This is a genomic window from Cupriavidus sp. TMH.W2, from assembly GCF_050847365.1.
GTDB lineage: Bacteria > Pseudomonadota > Gammaproteobacteria > Burkholderiales > Burkholderiaceae > Cupriavidus.
Genome location: NZ_CP193792.1, coordinates 2,800,823 through 2,818,846 on the forward strand (window position 1 = coordinate 2,800,823; position 18,024 = coordinate 2,818,846).

19 protein-coding genes and 1 other RNA gene are annotated in these 18,024 nt (G+C 69.4%); 11 read left to right on the forward strand and 9 right to left on the reverse strand.

Annotated elements, in window-relative coordinates; all coding sequences use genetic code 11:
- Positions 1-175 precede the first annotated feature (175 nt).
- From ACREYQ_RS12850 to panC, 3 genes are all read left to right on the forward strand, one after another.
- Entirely contained in the window at positions 176-367 is a 192-nt protein-coding gene (locus tag ACREYQ_RS12850; protein WP_432257965.1) for a DUF3460 family protein, read from the forward strand.
- 31 nt (positions 368-398) lie between these two features.
- Positions 399-1,286 (forward strand): segregation and condensation protein A, encoded by an 888-nt coding sequence (locus ACREYQ_RS12855; RefSeq protein WP_432257966.1) that lies wholly within the window; start codon positions 399-401, stop codon positions 1,284-1,286.
- A 166-nt stretch (positions 1,287-1,452) separates the two neighbouring features.
- Positions 1,453-2,301 (forward strand): pantoate--beta-alanine ligase, encoded by an 849-nt coding sequence (panC, locus tag ACREYQ_RS12860; RefSeq protein WP_432257967.1) that lies wholly within the window; start codon positions 1,453-1,455, stop codon positions 2,299-2,301.
- Between the two features lie 49 nt (positions 2,302-2,350).
- Here the strand turns inward: panC and ACREYQ_RS12865 are convergent, their stop codons facing one another.
- On the reverse strand, positions 2,351-3,544 hold the full coding sequence (locus tag ACREYQ_RS12865) for a PepSY-associated TM helix domain-containing protein (protein WP_432257968.1): 1,194 nt from the start codon (positions 3,542-3,544) through the stop codon (positions 2,351-2,353).
- Positions 3,545-3,692: 148 nt separating this feature from the next.
- Entirely contained in the window at positions 3,693-5,213 is a 1,521-nt protein-coding gene (locus ACREYQ_RS12870; RefSeq protein ID WP_432257969.1) for a cobyric acid synthase, read from the reverse strand.
- 68 nt (positions 5,214-5,281) lie between these two features.
- Between ACREYQ_RS12870 and cobU the strand changes: the two genes are divergently transcribed.
- Genes cobU through ACREYQ_RS12890 form a run of 4 tightly spaced genes read left to right on the forward strand, consistent with a single transcriptional unit; the run spans position 5,282 to position 8,862 of the window.
- The gene (gene cobU, locus ACREYQ_RS12875; protein WP_432257970.1) at positions 5,282-5,956 is read left to right on the forward strand and encodes a bifunctional adenosylcobinamide kinase/adenosylcobinamide-phosphate guanylyltransferase; all 675 of its coding nucleotides are present in this window, start codon (positions 5,282-5,284) and stop codon (positions 5,954-5,956) included.
- On the forward strand, positions 5,950-6,924 hold the full coding sequence (gene cbiB / locus ACREYQ_RS12880) for an adenosylcobinamide-phosphate synthase CbiB (protein ID WP_432257971.1): 975 nt from the start codon (positions 5,950-5,952) through the stop codon (positions 6,922-6,924). The genes cobU and cbiB overlap by 7 nt, the downstream gene beginning before the upstream one ends.
- A complete protein-coding gene (gene cobD, locus ACREYQ_RS12885) occupies positions 6,921-7,940 on the forward strand; it encodes a threonine-phosphate decarboxylase CobD (RefSeq protein WP_432257972.1) in 1,020 nt (339 codons plus the stop codon). The genes cbiB and cobD overlap by 4 nt, the downstream gene beginning before the upstream one ends.
- A 16-nt stretch (positions 7,941-7,956) precedes the next feature.
- Positions 7,957-8,862, forward strand: coding sequence for a cobalamin-binding protein (locus tag ACREYQ_RS12890; protein ID WP_432257973.1), 906 nt, complete (start codon positions 7,957-7,959; stop codon positions 8,860-8,862).
- Here ACREYQ_RS12890 and ACREYQ_RS12895 read toward each other — a convergent pair whose 3' ends face one another.
- The 7 genes from ACREYQ_RS12895 to ACREYQ_RS12925 are packed head-to-tail and all read right to left on the reverse strand — an operon-like array spanning position 8,863 to position 15,737.
- The gene (locus tag ACREYQ_RS12895) at positions 8,863-9,444 is read right to left on the reverse strand and encodes a histidine phosphatase family protein (protein WP_432257974.1); all 582 of its coding nucleotides are present in this window, start codon (positions 9,442-9,444) and stop codon (positions 8,863-8,865) included.
- Complete coding sequence (locus tag ACREYQ_RS12900) at positions 9,429-10,253, reverse strand: adenosylcobinamide-GDP ribazoletransferase (RefSeq protein WP_432257975.1); 825 nt, start codon at positions 10,251-10,253, stop codon at positions 9,429-9,431. The genes ACREYQ_RS12895 and ACREYQ_RS12900 overlap by 16 nt, the downstream gene beginning before the upstream one ends.
- The gene (cobT, locus tag ACREYQ_RS12905; protein ID WP_432257976.1) at positions 10,250-11,290 is read right to left on the reverse strand and encodes a nicotinate-nucleotide--dimethylbenzimidazole phosphoribosyltransferase; all 1,041 of its coding nucleotides are present in this window, start codon (positions 11,288-11,290) and stop codon (positions 10,250-10,252) included. The genes ACREYQ_RS12900 and cobT overlap by 4 nt, the downstream gene beginning before the upstream one ends.
- 33 nt (positions 11,291-11,323) lie before the next feature.
- Complete coding sequence (cobO, locus tag ACREYQ_RS12910; RefSeq protein ID WP_432257977.1) at positions 11,324-11,956, reverse strand: cob(I)yrinic acid a,c-diamide adenosyltransferase; 633 nt, start codon at positions 11,954-11,956, stop codon at positions 11,324-11,326.
- Positions 11,953-12,792 (reverse strand): ABC transporter ATP-binding protein, encoded by an 840-nt coding sequence (locus tag ACREYQ_RS12915; protein WP_432257978.1) that lies wholly within the window; start codon positions 12,790-12,792, stop codon positions 11,953-11,955. The genes cobO and ACREYQ_RS12915 overlap by 4 nt, the downstream gene beginning before the upstream one ends.
- The gene (locus ACREYQ_RS12920) at positions 12,789-13,808 is read right to left on the reverse strand and encodes a FecCD family ABC transporter permease (RefSeq protein WP_432257979.1); all 1,020 of its coding nucleotides are present in this window, start codon (positions 13,806-13,808) and stop codon (positions 12,789-12,791) included. The genes ACREYQ_RS12915 and ACREYQ_RS12920 overlap by 4 nt, the downstream gene beginning before the upstream one ends.
- A 15-nt stretch (positions 13,809-13,823) precedes the next feature.
- Complete coding sequence (locus ACREYQ_RS12925) at positions 13,824-15,737, reverse strand: TonB-dependent receptor plug domain-containing protein (RefSeq protein ID WP_432257980.1); 1,914 nt, start codon at positions 15,735-15,737, stop codon at positions 13,824-13,826.
- Between the two features lie 590 nt (positions 15,738-16,327).
- Between ACREYQ_RS12925 and ACREYQ_RS12930 the strand changes: the two genes are divergently transcribed.
- The 4 genes from ACREYQ_RS12930 (at position 16,328) to ACREYQ_RS12945 (ending at position 18,013) form a co-directional block, all read left to right on the forward strand.
- Complete coding sequence (locus ACREYQ_RS12930; RefSeq protein WP_432257981.1) at positions 16,328-16,633, forward strand: hypothetical protein; 306 nt, start codon at positions 16,328-16,330, stop codon at positions 16,631-16,633.
- Complete coding sequence (locus ACREYQ_RS12935; RefSeq protein WP_432257982.1) at positions 16,630-16,962, forward strand: cell division protein ZapA; 333 nt, start codon at positions 16,630-16,632, stop codon at positions 16,960-16,962. Before ACREYQ_RS12930 ends, ACREYQ_RS12935 begins: the two co-directional genes overlap by 4 nt.
- Before the next feature lie 267 nt (positions 16,963-17,229).
- Positions 17,230-17,447: non-coding RNA, 6S RNA (ssrS, locus tag ACREYQ_RS12940), on the forward strand.
- A 125-nt stretch (positions 17,448-17,572) separates the two neighbouring features.
- Positions 17,573-18,013, forward strand: a complete 441-nt coding sequence (locus ACREYQ_RS12945) for an EVE domain-containing protein (protein WP_432260416.1) — start codon at positions 17,573-17,575, stop codon at positions 18,011-18,013.
- Positions 18,014-18,024: the final 11 nt, after the last annotated feature.

The following is an 18,024-nucleotide window of genomic DNA, read 5'->3' on the forward strand; positions in this document are numbered from 1 at the left end:
CGATTGTCCACACATACAAAGTCGGTATTTGACCACACCCGGCTTGGCACCCGGAACTTTCCGGCGCGTTTCCGGCCATCGAACCCCCGTCTGGATGCATTCCGGGGGGCCGATACTGTAAAATCGTGGCCCACTGCACCTATCTGGCGCCCGCGCGGGCGCATCACGGTTGACCATGGCCCTCTACGAATCCGATATCACCCAGTTCCTGAAGCAGCTCAAGCAAGAGCGCCCGACGCTGGAGGCCGAGCAGCGCGACGGCCGCGCCCTGCTGTGGGACAAGTCGCCGATCAACCTCGAAGAGCGCGCCCGCGCCGACGCTTCGCGCGTGGCGCAGAAGCCTTACGTCTACTCGCAGGACAACTGATTCCCGCCGCCCCCGCGACCGCACCCAGAGCATGAGCGCTGGCGACCAGGACAAGCTGCCGCTGCCCGTGGAGCTGCCGGCCGTGGCGGCCGCATCCAGTCCGGCAGGCCCGGCCGACATGGTCGACGGGATGGCGTTCGCGCGCCTGTACGGCGAGCCGCTGTTCAAGCTGCCGCAGGACCTCTACATCCCGCCGGACGCGCTCGAGATCTTCCTGGAAGCCTTCGAGGGCCCGCTGGACCTGCTGCTGTACCTGATCCGCAAGCAGAACTTCAATGTGCTCGACATCCCGATGTCGCAGGTCACCCGGCAGTACCTGTCGTACATCGAGCAGATCCGCAAGACCAACCTGGAACTGGCGGCGGAATACCTGCTGATGGCGGCGATGCTGATCGAGATCAAGTCGCGCATGCTGCTGCCGGTCAAGAAGGCCGACAGCGACGACGAAGCCGAGGACCCGCGCGCCGAGCTGGTGCGCCGCCTGCTGGAGTACGAGCAGATGAAGCTGGCCGCGCAGCGCCTGGACACGGTGCCGCAGCTGGGCCGCGACTTCCTGCGCTCGCAGGTCTACATCGAGCAGAGCCTGGCGCCGCGCTTCCCGGACGTGGAAACCGTGGACCTGAAGGACGCCTGGGCCGACGTGCTCAAGCGCGCCAAGCTCAACCAACACCACAAGATCTCGCGCGAGGAACTGTCGGTGCGCGAACACATGAGCCAGATCCTGCGCCGGCTGCAGCATGCGCGCTTCATGGAGTTCTCCGAGCTGTTCGAGGACGCGGTGCGCTCCGGCAAGGGCGTGCCGGTGGTGGTGGTGAACTTTATCGCCATGCTGGAGCTGTCGCGCGAATCTCTGGTGGAGATCACGCAAGCCGAGCCGTTCGCGCCGATTTATGTGCGATTGGCGTACAGCCCGACCTGACCCACCCGCGCTGCGGGGTCCCGCCCCGCCTCACTTGTTCTACAATCCGCCGACAGCCGGCCAGACAAGCTCAAGCCCGACAGAAGGCCGAGACCGGTATGTCTGGCGCCGCCCAACCGGGACAGGCGCCCGGGTCACACCACACACGACCAGCACACCAAGGCAGATGAAAGTCATTTCCTCCATCCAAGAGCTGCGGGACCAGCTGCGCGGCCAGAACCGCGCTGCCTTTGTCCCTACCATGGGCAACCTGCACGAAGGCCACCTGTCGCTGATGCGCCTGGCGCGCCAGCATGGCGACCCGGTGGTGGCATCCATCTTCGTGAACCGCCTGCAGTTCGGCCCCAACGAGGATTTCGACAAATACCCGCGCACGCTGCAGGACGATATCGAGAAGCTGCAGAAGGAAGGCGTCTACGTGCTGTTTGCGCCCTCCGAGCGCGACATGTACCCCGAGCCGCAGGAATACCGCGTGGAGCCGCCGCATGACCTGGGCGACATCCTGGAAGGCGAGTTCCGCCCCGGCTTCTTCAAGGGCGTGTGCACGGTGGTGATGAAGCTGTTCTCGTGCGCGCAGCCGCGCGTGGCGGTATTCGGCAAGAAGGACTACCAGCAGCTGATGATCGTGCGCCGCATGGTGCAGCAGTTCGCACTGCCGATCGACATCATCCCGGCCGAGACCGTGCGTTCCGACGACGGCCTGGCGCTGTCGTCGCGTAACCGCTACCTGAGCCCGGACGAGCGCGCCGAGGCCCCGGTGCTGTACCGCACCCTGCACGACGTGCGCGACACCGTGCTGGGCAGCGACCGCGCCTCGGCCGACCTGCTGGCGGTGGAAGCCAGCGCCAAGGCGTCGCTCGCCAAGCGCGGGTGGAAGCCGGATTATGTGTCGATCCGCAAGCGCGTCGATCTGCAGGCGCCTACGCGCGAGGAATTCCTTGCCGGCGAGCCGCTGGTGATTCTGACGGCTGCCAAGCTGGGCGCGACCCGGTTGATCGACAATCTGGAAATCTGAGCGGCGCCGCCGTGCCAGACAAAAAAAGCAGGCCGCCGGCCTGCTTTTTTTACGCCCGGCGCATGCCGGAGCGCTGCGCAGCCTTCACCACATGCCGCTGATGCCCGCGCCGCCGCTTCCACCAGATCAGCACGCCGGTCCCCGCAAACACCAGCGGCGCCAGCCCAAACAGCGTAATGAAGACCCGGCCCGGCAGCCCAAAGGCCTCGCCGGTATGCAGCGGGAACAGCCAGTTCAGCAGCGTGTCGCCGGCCGGCGCGTCCCGCGGATCGCGCACGCCCAGCCGCTGCCCGGTCCAGGCATCGAGCCAAAGCCGCGTGGCGCCGCTGTCCTGCCGCACCTCACCGGGCTGGCGCAGCCGCACCTCGAACGCATCGCCGGGCTTGCGCGGAAAGCTGATGCGGGTCACCTGCGCTTGCGGGTACTGCGCCTGCGCCGCGGCCATGATCTCGCCCGCGTCCAGCGCCCGGGCGCCGGCCGGCGCCGGTGCCGAGGCATGTTTGGCCGGCGGCGTCACGGTGACCACGCCCGCCACGATCGGCGTCACCCACTTGGGCAGGTTCAGGTACCAGCCGGAAAAAGCGATGGTGGCCAGCACCGGCGCGGCCAGGATGCCGCCCGCGCGGTGCAGCGAATAGTTGAAGCGCGGCCACGAGCCGCCATGCGTGATGCGGAACGCCTGCACCACCGGGCGCAGCTTCATCCTGGGCCACCACACCACCACCCCGGCCAGCGTGGTCAGCAGCAGCAGCATGCCGGCCACGCCGGTAATGGTCTTGCCGGTCTCGCCCGACAGCAGGTAGCGATGCAGGTGGAACAGCGTGGGCAGCAGCAGCCGGCGCGACAGCCCAGCCTCGCCCCAGACGCGCTCGCCCTTCACTGCCAGCGTGACCGGATCGACCATCACCTGGCGCGAGCGCCCGGGCACCACGCCGTCAGGACCCTTGACCGGGTACCAGGCGGTGAAGACGCCGTTGGCATGGGCCGGCAGCATCAGGAGGTTGGGCTTGCCGTAGGCGGGCGCGGCCAGCCGCTCGGTCACCGCCTGGACGATGGCGGGCGAAACCGGCGCAGTCATCGGCGCGGACGCCACCAGCAGGTCGGGATTGAGCCAGGCATCCAGCTCGTCGCGCCAGGCGATGGTCATGCCGGTCAGGCCCAGCAGGACGAACAACAGGCCAAGGCTAAGGCCGATATAAAGATGCAGCTTGACGAAGACGACGCGCAGGCGGCCGGTGACCATGACGGGGGCGAAGTATGTTGAGCGGACGGGACGCTGCAGTGCACGGAATATGGCGTAAAAGCCATCTCCACGCAGAATGCAAATGCGAAGGATTCGCAATTCTAACAGGACCCCGTGTCTTCCACGTGCCTTGCCAGGCTGACCAGCCTCAGCGCCGCAGAGGCGCCAGCATCGCTCCCAGGTCCAGGTGCGCGTCCATGGTGTCGGCAAGCCGCTCCAGTGACGCTTCGCGCAGCGCGTCCAGGTCCACCGCCTGGGCGCCGTCCAGCCCCGCCCAGCGCAGCAGCGCCTGGCAGCCGGCCGGCTCGTCGAACAGGCCGTGGACATAGGTAGCCAGCACCTGGCCATCGGCCGAGCGCGCGCCGTCGGGCCGCGCCATGCCGTCGCCGCAGTCCAGCCACAGGGCCGGCTGCTCAAGCCCCTTGCCCGTGGTGACGCCCAGGTGGATCTCGTAGCCGCGTGCCGGCGCGTCCGAGCCCTCCAGCGCCAGCCGTCCGCTGACCTGGCGCAACTGCTTCTCGGCCGCCAGCGTGGTCTCGTAATCGAGCCAGCCCAGGCCCGCGCTGCTGCCGGCCGGGCCCTCGCGGCCGTCGGGATCGTGCACTTGCCGCCCCAGCATCTGCATGCCGCCGCAGATCCCGATCAGCTTGCCGCCGTAGCGCAAGTGCCGGGCCAGCGCCGCATCCCAGCCATTGGCCCGCATGAAGTCCAGGTCGCCGCGCACGTTCTTGCTGCCGGGCAGCACCACCAGGTCCGCGGGCGGTATCGGCATGCCCGGCCCGATAAACTGCAGGTCCACCTGCGGGTGCGCGCGCAGCGCGTCGAAGTCGGTATGGTTGGCGATGCGCGGCAGCACCGGCACGATCACGCGCAGGCGCTGCGCCGGCGTGCCGGCCTTGTCCGCTTGCGCGCCGATGATGGCGTCCTCGGCATCGAGATGCAGGCCGTGCAGATAGGGCAGCACGCCGAACACCGGCTTGCCGGTACGCGCCACCAGCCAGTCCAGCCCCGGCTCCAGCAGGCCGATATCGCCGCGGAAGCGGTTGATGATAAAGCCGGTCACGCGCGCGCGCTCGCTGTCGGAGAGGCAGTCGAGCGTGCCGACCAGGTGCGCGAACACGCCGCCGCGGTCGATGTCCGCCACCAGCACCACCGGGCAGTCGACGCGCTCGGCAAAGCCCATGTTGGCAATGTCGCGCTCGCGCAGGTTGACCTCGGCCGGGCTGCCGGCGCCTTCCACCAGGACCACGTCATAGGCCTGCGCCAGGCGCGTATGCGAGGCCAGCACTGCCTTCATCGCCTCGGGCTTGTAGGCGTGATACGCGCGCGCATCCAGGTCCAGCCGCGCCCGGCCGTGGATGATCACCTGCGCGCCGGTGTCGCTGCTGGGCTTGAGCAGCACCGGGTTCATGTCGGTATGCGGCGCCAGCCGCGCGGCCTGCGCCTGCAGCGCCTGCGCCCGGCCGATCTCGCCGCCATCGGCGGTGACGGCGCTGTTCAGCGCCATGTTCTGCGGCTTGAATGGCACCACGCGTGTGCCGGCGCGCGCCAGCACCCGGCACAGGCCGGCCACGATGGTGCTCTTGCCGGCGTCGGAGGTCGTGCCCTGGACCATCAGCGTGCCGCGCAGGGCACCCGGCGGCAGGGGTTGCGGGGAGTCGGATTGCATCAGTGGATTATCGCACCTGCCCGCACGCGGGCCGTGCGAGGGCCGGATGCGGCGGCTACAATACGCGGATGGAAACCCCGGCCATCGCACCCGCCCCCGCGCCCGGCACCGCCGCGGCTGCCCAGCCGCGTGCCGCCGCCAGCGGGGCCGGCAGCCGCCAGCTCACCCTGGTGCTGGGCGGCGCACGTTCCGGCAAAAGCCATTTTGCGGAACAGCTCGCCAGCGACCACGCCACCATCACCGGCGGCCCGGTCACCTATATCGCCACCGCGCACCAGGACCCTGCGCGGGCCGACCAGGAGCTTGAGGTCCGCATCGCCCTGCACCGCGCCCGCCGCCCCGCCGACTGGCGCCTGGTGGAAGAGCCGGTGCACCTGGCCGATGCGCTCTACGGCAACGCGCGCCACGACGGCTGCATCCTGGTGGACTGCATGACGCTGTGGATGAATAACCTGCTGTTCCCGGAAGGCCGCAGCTATCCCGAGCACGGGGTGATCACGCCGCCGGATGCCTTCACCGAAGAAATCGAAGCGCTGCTCAACGCGCTGCCCACGCTGCCGGGCCACGTGATCCTGGTCTCGAACGAGATCGGCTTCGGCGTGGTCCCGATGGGCGCCATCACCCGCTTCTATGTCGATGAACTGGGCCGCCTGAACCAGAAGCTGGCCGCCGCGGCCGACTGCGTGCGGCTGCTGGTGGCGGGTATTCCGGTTGCGGTAAAGGGCCCGGATCCCACATGCTGATGCTGGCCTGGCCGGCATGCGTGGCAGCGGCATGGCTGGGCGCGTTGCTGGACCGCTGGCTCGGCGAGCCACGCCGCTGGCATCCGCTGGTGGGCTTCGGCCGCGTCGCTGCCGCGCTGGAACGCGTACTCAACGATCCCGCGCGCCGTGGCGCGCCCTGGCGCCAACGCCTCGCCGGCCTTGCCGGCTGGTGCGCGCTGGTGCTGGTCCCGGCCGCGCTCGCCTGGTGGCTGGTCGATGCCATCGCCGGCTGGCACCCCCTTGCCGCGCTGGCACTGCATGCCGTGGCGCTGTATGCCGCGCTCGGCGCGCGCAGCCTGCACCAGCATATCGCCCCGATCGCCAACGCGCTTGCCACGGCAGACCTACCCGCCGCACGCGCGCTGACCGCGCACATCGTCTCGCGCGACACCGCCGATGCAGATGCCGAAGCGCTGGCCCGTGCCGCCTGTGAATCGGCGCTGGAGAACGGCAATGACGCGATCTTCGGCGCGCTGTTCTGGTTCCTGATTGGCGGTGCGCCCGCCGTGATCGTGTTCCGCCTGGCCAATACCCTCGACGCGATGTGGGGCTACCGCACCCCGCGGCTGGTGTATTTCGGCTGGGCCGCGGCGCGTATCGATGACCTGCTCAACCTTGTGCCAGCGCGCCTGACCGCGCTGTCCTATGCGCTGCTCGGCGCCACCGCGCAGGCGCTGCACTGCTGGCGCACGCAGGCGCCGGCGTGGTCGAGTCCCAATGCAGGTCCCGTGATGGCCGCCGGCGCCGGTGCAGTTGGTGTGCGGCTGGGCGGCCCCGCGCGCTACCACGGTGAAATCGAACAACGCCCGCCGCTGGGCGCCGGCACCGCGCCGCAAGCCGCGCATGTGATGGCCTGCCTGCGGCTGGTCGAGCGCACGCTTTGGCTGTGGCTGGCGTTGGCAGGCGCCAGCGCGCTGGCCGTGCTGGCTGTATCCACCCCGACATGAGCGCCGCCCTGCCCCCGATCCGCCATGGCGGCGACCTGCTGGCCGCAGTGCGCCGCTATGGCCGCCCCGCCGATGACTGGCTCGACCTGTCCACCGGCATCAACCCCGACGGCTATCCGGTGCCGGCGCTGCCCGCGCAGCTGTGGCAGCGGCTGCCGCAGGATGACGACGGCCTGGCCGAGCAGGCCGCGCAGGCATGCGGCGCGCCGCTTGCCCTGCCCGTGGCCGGCTCGCAGGCTGCCATCCGCACGCTGCCGGGCCTGTTGCGCCCGGGCCGCGTGGGCATCGCCGCGCTCGGCTACAGCGAATATGCGCCGGCCTTCGCGGCCGCGGGGCATACGGTGGTGGCATTGGACGAAACCGGTTTTGCACGGGCGGACCTGGCCGACGGGCTCGATCACCTCGTCGTCGTGAACCCGAACAACCCGACCGGCCGCATGCTGCGCGCCACCACGCTGCTGCGCTGGCATGCGACGCTGGCGGCGCGGGGCGGCACGCTGCTGGTCGATGAAGCCTTTATCGATTGCCTGCCCGATGGCTCGGTGGCCGCGCACAGCGACGCGGCTGGCCTGGTGGTGCTGCGCTCGATCGGCAAGTTCTATGGCCTGGCCGGCATCCGCTGCGGCTTCGTGCTGGCACAGCCGGCACTGCTGGATGCGCTGCGCGCGCGCCTGGGCCACTGGACCGTATCGGGCCCGGCACGTGAAGTCGCGCGGCACGCCCTGGCCGACCACGCCTGGCAGGACGCTACCCGAGCGCGTCTGCAAGCGTGCGGGGCGAAGCTGGCCGCGCTGCTGGAGCGCCATCGCCTGCCGCCGGTGATGCATCCGCTGTTCTGCTGGGTGCCGCATCGCGAAGCCGCAAGGCTGCATCACGCGCTCGCGCAACAGGGCGTGTGGACCCGCTATTTCGACGCCGCCGGCGGCTGCCCGCCAAGCCTGCGCCTGGGCCTGCCGCCGGACCAGCCACACGCCTGGCAGCGGCTGGACACGGCGCTGACCGCGGCCACCGTCTGAACCCTTCCCCGATTCCATGTCGAACCGCCCGACGCCCGTTATCGCTTTTACCCTCATGCTTGCAGCGCTGCCCGCCTGCGCCGCGGTCTCCGCCGTCGACGACTCGGGCCAGACCGTCACGCTGGCGCAGCCCGCTCGCCGCGTGATCTCGCTGGCGCCGCACGTCACCGAAATGCTCTTCGCCGCGGGCGGCGGCGATCGCATTGTCGGCACGGTCAGCTACAGCGATTACCCGCCGCAGGCGCGCGAGATCGCGCGCGTGGGCGACAACAAGGCGCTGGACCTCGAGCGCATTGCCGCGCTCAAGCCGGACCTGATCGTGGTATGGCGCCACGGCAATGCGCAGAAGCAGACCGACCGGCTGCGCGCGCTCGGGATCCCGCTGTTCTACAGCGAGCCGCGCAGGCTGGCGGCGATCCCGGAAAACATCGAGAAACTCGGCGCGCTGCTGGGCACCGACACCACCGCGCGGCGTGCCGCCGACGGCTTCCGCCAGCAGGTGGAGACACTGCGCAAGGCCTACGCGTCACGTCCGCCGGTGACGGTGTTCTACCAGGTCTGGCAGCAGCCGCTGATGACGCTCAACGGCCAGCACCTGGTCAGCGACATGCTGGCGCTGTGCGGCGGGCGCAACCTGTTCGCGGCCGAGACGCCGCTGGTGCCGACCGTGTCGGTCGAAGCCGTGATCGCGGGCAATCCGGAAGCGATGCTGACGGCGGGCATCGGCGCCACGCGCTCGGACCAGCCGCTGCCGGATTTCGAGATGTGGCGGCGCTGGAAGCAGGTCACGGCAGTGGCGCGCAACAACCTGTTCGTGATCGACGGCGACCTGGTCAACCGCGCCGGTCCGCGCGCGGTGCAAGGCGCCGAGCAGATCTGCAAGGACCTCGACACGGCGCGCAGCCGCCGGCCCGCGCGCTGATCAGGCGGCGCGGTTCCACCAGCCGAGCCGGACAGCGCCCGGCCCCAGCGTGAAGCCACAACTGGCACCGAAGCCCAAGTCCCAGTTGACCGTCGCCGCCAGCGGCAAGCCCAGCCAGTGCGCGGCCAGCATGCGCATCGGGCCGGCATGGCAGACCACCCACAGGCATTCCACGCGATCTTCAGCCAGCGTCGCGGCCCAGCCGGCAACCCGCACCACCGCCTGCGCCGGCGACTCGCCGCCATGCGGGCGCGCGTGCAGCAGGTCAGCCGCCCACTGGTCGAGCGCGGCGCGGTCGATCGCGTCCCAGGCCACGCCCTCCCAGCTGCCGAAATCGATCTCGCGCAGCCGGGGTTCGGTGTCGATGGCCGGCGCGCTGGCCGGTAACGTCTGCACCAGCGCCTGCGCGGTGCCGAGCGCGCGCGCCAGCGGGCTGGCGACAATGCGATCGGGCGCGGGCAGGCCCGCGGCGATCCGCGCCGCCGCCGGCGTCAGCGGCGCCACCAGCGGCAGGTCGAGGCAGCCATAGCAGGTACCCGCCGGCACCTGTGGCTGCGCGTGGCGGATCAGGACCACATCCATGCCGCGGCCACCAGGTAGAGCAGGATCTCGGCGCACTGCTGGGCCATGCCCAGGCAATCGCCGGTATAGCCGCCGATGCGGCGCACGAAGTAACGGCCGAGCAGCAGGCGCAGCACCAGCAGCGCGCCAGCGGCCGCCGCGCAGAACCACGGCGACACCAGCCACAGTGGCACCAGCCCGCACAGCAGCGCGAACACCAGCCCCGCGCCGGCCAGCCGCTGCGCCACCGGCTTGGCCTTGCCCTCCGGGCGCACATAGGTCAGCGTGGCGAGGTAGCTGACCGCCATCGCACGGCTGGCGGCGTGCGCGGCGACCATCACCGCCAGCAGCACGGCCAGGCCGCCGCGCCCCGCGATCGCTACCAGCAACTGCCACTTGAGCAGCAACGCCACCACCAGCGCAATCGCGCCGAACGCGCCGATGCGCGAGTCATGCATGATGCGCAGCACGTCCTCGCGCTGCGACGCGCCGCCGAAGGCATCGACGCAATCGGCCAGGCCGTCTTCATGGAAGGCGCCGGTCAGCAGCAGCGTGGCGGCCATGCCCAGCAGCACGGCCACGCCGGGCGGCCACCATGGCATCGCGCCCCAGGTGACCAGTGCGCCCGCACCGCCCACCAGCAGCCCGACCAGCGGGAAGTAGCGCGCGGCCGCGTGCAGGTAATGCGGTTCGAATCCGACCCAGCGCGCCAGCCAGGCCGGCAGTGGCACGCGCGTGAAGTAGCCCAGCGCCGTCAGGAAATAGCGCAGCTCGCCGGCCACGCCCGCGGGGCTGGCTTGCGCTGGCACCGGGTCGGACGGCACGCTCATGGCGAGGCGGTGCTGACGCCGGCGCCGCTGAAGGTCGCCATCTCGTTCAGGAACGCCGCCGCCGAGGCCAGCAGCGGCCACGCCAGCGCGGCGCCGGTGCCCTCGCCCAGGCGCAGGTCCAGCGCCAGCAGCGGCACGGCGCCGAACTGGTCCAGCAGCGCGCGGTGGCCGCGCTCGTGCGAGCAGTGCGTGAACACGCAGTACTGCAGCACGTTGGGGTTCAGGCGCTGCGCCACCAGCAGCGCGGCGGTGGCGATAAAGCCATCGACCAGGATCACCATGCGGCTCGCTGCGGCAGCCAGGAACGCGCCTGCCATCATTGCAATCTCGAAGCCGCCGAAGGTGGCCAGCACGTCCAGCGGTGCCTGCGCATCGGCATGCAGCGCCAGCGCGCGCTGCAGCACGTCGCGCTTGCGCGCCAGGCCGGCATCGTCCAGCCCGGTGCCGCGCCCGATGCAGTCTTCCAGCGGCAGGCCGGTCAGCCGCTGCATCAGGCAGGCGGCCGCCGAGGTGTTGGCAATGCCCATCTCGCCGAAGCCGATCACATTGCAGCCCTGCTGCGCATGGCGCAGCACGCGCGCCATGCCGGCGGTCATCGCCGCGGCCGCCTGCTCCGGCGTCATCGCGGGTTCGACCGCGAAGTTGCGGGTGCCGTCGGCTATGCGGCAATTGACGAGACCCTGCGCCGCCGGCAGCGGCACGCGCACGCCCGCGTCGACGATCTCCAGCGCAATGCCGTGCTGGCGCGAGAACACATTGATCGCCGCGCCGCCGGCCAGGAAGTTCTGCACCATCTGCGCCGTGACCTCGGCCGGATAGGCGCTGACGCCGGCGTCGGCCACGCCGTGGTCGGCGGCAAACACGATCACCGTGGGCCGCTGCAGCACGGGCCGCGCGGTGCCGAGGATCAGGCCCAGCTGCAAGGCCAGCGACTCAAGCCGGCCCAGTGCGCCGAGCGGCTTGGTCTTGTCGTCGATGGCGGCCTGCAGCGCGGGGCGCAGGGTGTCGTCGAGGGGAGTGATTTCGGGAAACTGCATGATGCCTTGACCTTGTGTTCCAGAATGACGGGGCTACATCTCGACGCCGCGCTGCGCCTTGATGCCCTGCTGGAAGGCATGCTTGACCGGCGTCATGTCGGTGACGGTATCGGCCGCCTCCACCAGCGCCGGCGGCGCGCCGCGGCCGGTGATGACCACGTGCTGCATCGGCGGGCGCGCGCGCAGGTCGGCAATGACCTGTTCCACATCAAGATAGTGCAGCTTGAGCGCAATGTTCAACTCGTCGAACAGCACCAGGCCGATGCCCGGGTCGCGCAGCATGCCGCGCGCCACTTCCCAGGCGGCCTCGGCCTTGGCCACGTCGCGGGCGCGGTCCTGGGTTTCCCAGGTATAGCCCTCGCCCATCACGTGGAAGGCGCATTCATCGGGGAAGCGGCGCAGGAACATCTCCTCGCCGGTCGGCTGCGCGCCCTTGATGAACTGGACCACCCCGGTGCGCATGCCGTGGCCGAGCGCGCGCACCACCATGCCAAAGCCGGAGCTGGACTTGCCCTTGCCGTTGCCGGTGGTGATGACGATCACGCCGCGCTCATCCTGCGCGGCGGCAATGCTGGCGTCGACGACTTCCTTCTTGCGCGCCATGCGCGCCTTGTGGCGGGCATCGCGGTCCGGGTCTTCGGCAGGCGGGTTCTGGCTATCGGTCATGGTGTATCTCGGGTGTAGGCGGGGGCGGCGCCGTCGGGAATCAGCGCAGTATGCGCGCCGTCGGAGACGCTGACGATGGCGGTACGCAGCGCGCGCGAGCAATGTTCGGGGGTCAGCACTTGCGATGCGGCGCCGTGCAGCGTGGTGCCGTCTTCGGCCATCAGCAGGGCGTGGGTGGCGTAGCGCAGCGCCAGCGTCAGGTCGTGCAGGATCACCACGATGGCGTGGCGCCCTGCCCTGGCCAGCGCGGCCAGTTGCTCCAGCACCAGGATCTGGTGGCGCAGGTCCAGGTGCGATACGGGTTCATCCAGCAGCAGCAGCGGCGCCTGCTGTGCCAGCGCGGCGGCCAGCGAGGCCCGCTGGCGTTCGCCGCCCGACAGCGTCAGCACATCGCGCGCGGCCAGTGCCTCGATATCCATGGCGCGGATCACGTCGTGGACGATGCGGTCGTCCTCGCGCCCGGTCCAGCCCCAGCCGGACAGGTGCGGATGGCGGCCCACGCGCACGGCGTCGAGCACCGGCATCGGGAAGGTGTCGTGCACGGCCTGCGGCAGGTAGGCGCGCTGGCGCGCCAGCACCGCGGGTGCAACCTGCGCCGGCGCGGTGCCGTCGATCTCGACGCTGCCGCCGTCGGCGTGGCGCAGGCCGGCCAGCACCGTCATCAGCGTGGACTTGCCGGCGCCGTTGGGCCCGGCAATGCACCACAGCTGGCCCGGGCCGATGGTCATGCTCAGGCTGTCCACCAGCACGCGCTGGCCGGTGCGCAGCGTCACGTCGCGCAGCACGAGTTGCGGGCACGCGGCGAGCGGATGGGACCAGTGCGCACCCTGGCTCATCGCGGCCTCCGCAGCAGCAGGTAGAGGAAGGTCGGCACACCCAGCAGCCCGGTGATCACGCCCACCGGCAGCTGCGCGGGTGCGACCACGGTGCGCGCGATCAGGTCGGCGGCCATCAGCAGTGCCCCGCCCAGGAGCGTGGCGGCCGGCAGCAGCAGGCGCTGGTCGTTGCCCCAGGCCAGGCGCACCAGATGCGGCACCACCAGCCCGACAAAGCCGACCGAGCCGGCCGTGGTGATGGCCGCGGCGATGCACAGCGACGCCAGCATGAAGGTCGCCAGCCGCACGCTGCCCACGCGCACGCCCAGCGACTGCGCCACGGTCTCGCCCAGCAGCATCACGTTGAGCGCGCGCGCCATCGGCATGGCCAGCAGGAGCGCCACCACCAGCATGGCCAGCGCGCCGCCGTAGGTAGCAGTGCCGCTCAGGTCGCCGGTCAGCCAGAACAGCATGCCGCGCAGGCGCGATTCCGGCGCGACGGAAAGGATCAGGGTAATGACCGCGCCCCAGCCCGCGGCCAGGATCACGCCCGTCAGCAACAGCCGGGCACCGGCCTCGCGGTGGCCGCCCTGCACTTGCGGATGCAACAGGTCGCGCCGCGCCAGCGACGCGACCAGCACCATGGCCAGCAGCGCACCGGCCGCGGCGGCGGCCTGCACGCCCCACCATGGCGCCAGCAGCAGCATGGCCAGCAGCGCGGCGGTGGAGGCGCCGCCCGATACGCCCAGCACATAGGGCTCGGCCAGCGGGTTGCGCAGCAGCACCTGCATCAGCGCGCCGGACAGGGCCAGCAGCCCGCCGCAGGCAAAGGCCGCTGCCGCGCGCGGCAGGCGCAGCTCGCGCACGATGGCGCCGGCGGTGCCGCCGTCGGTGCCTGACTGGGCGCCGCCGAGCGCAAGCCAGAGCTCGCGCGCATCGAGCGACACGCTGCCCAGCGCCAGCGACAACCCGAACGCCAGCAGCGCCGCGAGCGCCAGCGCCAGCCAGATCGCCAGGGCGCGCCGGAACTCAGACATGGCGCGCCCGCGCGCTCATCGCTGGCGCCAGCCCAGCGTGATGAAGCCCGCGCGCCCCTGCGTGTTGTAGGGGTAGGCGAGCTGGTAGTCCTTGTCGAACAGGTTTTCGACGCGGGCGGCGATGAACCATTGCTTGTCGATGTTGTAGCGGGCGTTCAGGTTGACAATACCGTATCCGCCCAGCCGGCGCGAGCCGGTATCCATGCGTGACGACGACACCAGCCATTCGCCGCCGAAGCGCCAGTTGCCGAAGTTGCGGCCCACGTCCAGCGCGGCATGGCGGCGCGCGCGGCGCAGCAGCTGGGTGTTGCTCTGCTCGTCGACCGGATTCTGGAAGGTCACGCTGGCGCCGAGGTCGGTGCCATATACGCTGGCGCGCCACGAGGCCTCGATCCCCTGCACTTTAGCCTTGTTGACGTTCAGGGGCGCGAGCAGGCCATTGGACTGCGTCGCGTTGACGATCAGGTTGTCGTAGCGGGTTTCGAAGACGGTCACGCGCAGCAGCCCGGTGCTCGCAGTGTCGTACTGCAAGCCCGCTTCGGCGGATTTGGCGCGCTCGGGTTGCAGGTTGGGGTTACCGAAGCCGGGGAAATACAGCTCGTTGAAGGTCGGGGCACGGAAGGCGTTGCTGACATTGGCGATCAGCTTGAGCGCGTTGGTCAGGTTGTAGCCGTAGCCGGCGAAGAAGCTCCCCTGGTTGCCAAAGTCCGAGTAGTGGTCGTTGCGGGCATTGAGCTGCAACTGGTGTTTGCCAAAACGGCCGTCATAGCCGCCGAATACGGAAAACACATTGCGAGTCGGGGCAAAGGCAGTGCCGAAGCTGTTGGCATCAAGCGCCTGCTGCAGGTAGTCGGTACCGAACAGCAGCGTGTGGGTAGCGGCCAGGGCGTACTCGTTCTGCCAGTTGAACTGGCGGTTGCGTGTATGGAAGGCGCCGTTCTGCGTGCCGTTGAGGAAGGTGTCGCTGCGGTCTTCGCTCTGTGCCAGCCTGAAGTGCGTGGACCAGTCCGGCATGAGCTTGCCGTTGGCAAAGGCCTGCACCGTGTACAACTCGCTGTTGGTCCGGTTGTCGTCGGTGGGACGGCCGAAAGCGCTATCGAAGGACAGCTTGCTCTTGGAGTAATAGGCGCTGACGCCCGCATCCCAGTCGGCAGTAAAGCGATGCTTCACCTGGCCCGACACGCTCTGGTTCTCGTACGGGTTGTCGTTGGGGTTGGCGCGCGGCGCCTGCTTCGTGTTGATCGACGAAAAGCCGTCGGTCTTGAATGCCGAGCCGGTCAGATTGAACGAGGTATCGCCGACCTGGCCGCCGTAGCCGACCGTGCCCTGGCGTGTGTTGTTGCTGCCGTATTCCACCTGCGCATTGGCCGCCGGCGCCTGGCCCGTGCCGCTCTTGGTGAAGATCTGCACCACGCCGCCGATCGCGTCCGAGCCGTACAGCGCCGACACGTTGCCCCGCACCACCTCGATGTGGTCGATCTGGTCGGGCAGGACATTGGCCAGCTGCGCGGTGCCGCTGCTGGCCGACGAGACCCGCACGCCGTCGATCAGGATCAGCGTCTGGTTGGAGTTGGCGCCGCGCATGAACAGCGTGGTATTGCTGCCCATGCCGCCGTTGGCCGAGAACTCCACGCCGGCCTGGTTGCGCAGCAGCGTGCGCAGGTCGGGCGCCTGCGCGTTGACGATGTCCTGCTGCGTGACCACCGTCGTATGCGGCAGCGCCTCGGTAATCGACTGGGCAGTACGGGTGGAGGTGACCACCACCGGCGCAAGCTGCGCGGTGCGGCTGTCGGCGCCGCTGTCGGCCGCCTGGGCGAACGATGCAGTCGGAACGAGGGTGAACGAGGCGATGGCCGCCAGGATGGCGGGCACGGACGGACGCACCGCCGGGGTTGCCGGGCGGGTCGACCTGTGGAGCGATGAACGCATGATGCAGGACTGGATAGGAACGGCCGGGCCCGTTCCCCCGCGGACCATATGGCGATGAGGCGTGCCGCGCACGGGCGGCAGCCCAAGTTCAGGCCGGTATCCGGGCTGGCGACACTGGACCGGCGCCTTCCCGAACCTGCGGTTCAGTGGCGTGTGGCCGGTCCTGCGGGGCATGTGGCCGGGAATGGATCCGGCCTTGCCAGCGGCGTTGCCGGCAGGCTGGCTGTCGGCTATGTCGGGGTCTGGCAGATGCGCACCGCGGTCGCTTACCGTTGCGGGGGCAGCACAGGTTGGCCCGTCCGGCGCGGCCGGCCCGGCTCCCTGTTTCCCGTTGAACTGCCCTTTCGCCAGGGACGAAAAGGGCGAGCACCTGGAACGTGCGCGAGTCTAGGTGGTTTCGCCCCCCGCGTCAACGCACCAGCCGCGCACCAGCCGGTAGCGTTTTGTCACAACTCTCGCGGCGTTTTGAGTGCAGAAGGCTGCAACTTCCATGCGGGTGCCCGGTCACAAACCCTTTCCTCCGCATTGTGCATGCCTGCGCATCGGCTAGAATCGCGATACCTGACACCACTCCCATCATGACAGGCCCTATGCTCACCGAACTCGAACAACTGGCCGCCAAGATCGGGCGCGTGCTGCACCATGCGGACACCCTGGCGGCGGAGAACCAGCGGCTGCGCGACGAGATCGCCCGGCTGGAGGGCGAAGCCGCGCAGTTGCGCGGCGAGCGCGAGGCCATGGCCGCCGACCGCGAGCTGCTCAATATCAAGATCGAGGAAGCGCAACTGCGCATCCAGTCCATCCTTGACAAGCTGCCGACCGCCAGCGACACGCGCCAGCTCGACCTGCTCGGCGAAGAAGCCGCGGCGCACAAGGCCCCCGGAGAACACGCATGAGCAACAAGCAAGTCGAAGTCAACATCGCCGGCCAGTCCTACCGCTTTGCCATCGCGCCCGAGAACGAGGCAGCGCTGCTCGAAGCCGTGGCCCTGGTCGACACGCAGATGAACAAGCTGCGCAATGGCAGCGCGGCCAAGGGCGTTGAGCGCGTGGCGGTGATGGCCGCCATCAGCATCGCCTCGGACCTGCTGTCGATGCAGCGCAAGCAGCAGGCCGATGGCGCGATCCCGGTCGATGCCATCCGCGCGCGCATCCGCGAACTCAACGACCGCGCCGACGAAGCCCTGCGCCAATATGCGCACGTGGGCACCGGCACGCGAGGCTGAGCGATGACGGTGGGATGTGCTGCGGATGCCGCGCTGTCGCGCAAAATGTAACGACATGCGCAAGTGGACTTGGTATGGCCTGCAGCGCGGTGTATAGTGTAGCCAGACTGCACGAGGCACCACAGATGTGCAGCAGAAAGGCCAGGTTATCGCGCCCGGCCGCCGTTTTCATCCCATCCTAGTCAGAAACGGCAAACGTCTGACATCCCGCACGCGGATCCGGTTTTCCGGGCACGACGATGCGGCTGGAAAGTCAGACGTTTGACAGTTTCCCTGCCTGGTTCGTGAGGGTCATAAACTCCTTGAACCGATATGCATTGCATGGTGCGGGATCATGTCGCGTGGGCGAGCGCGTCGTCGCATTCATAGTCTGGGCCTGGCCTGGACTCCCTGATTGGATGATGTACCCGAAATGCGACTTCCGCAGCCACTCTGAACCTCACTTGGGTTCAGGATGCCGACCCAGCGGCCAAGGCGGGGACCCCTTAAAAAGGCGGTGGTTTTCTCAACCATCGCCTTTTTTCTTGCCTGTGTTTTTGCCACGGGCCCTCCATTCCTGAGCCGCGCCGTGAGCCCTAACCAGAACCAACGCGCCCGCCAGTACTGGCTGATGAAATCGGAACCGGACGAAGCCAGCATCGACGACCTGGCCCGGAAAGGCACGCTGCCCTGGACCGGCGTGCGCAACTACCAGGCGCGCAACTTCATGCGCGACGCCATGCAGCTCGGCGACGGCGTGCTGTTTTACCACTCGTCGTGCCCGGAGCCCGGCATTGCCGGCCTGGCCGAGGTCTGCTCCGTGCCCTACCCCGACCCCACTCAGTTCGACCGCAAGAGCCCTTACTTCGACGCCGCCTCCAAGGCCGAAGCCCCGCGCTGGCTGCTGGTCGACGTGCGCTTCGCGCGCAAGAGCGCGCTGATCCCGCTGGCCGCATTGCGCGAGCATGAGGAGCTGGCCGACATGGTGGTGCTCAGGCGCGGCAACCGGCTGTCGATCACGCCGGTGACGCCGGCGGAATGGCGCTTTATCACCGGCAAGCTCATGCGCTGAACCATGCCCGG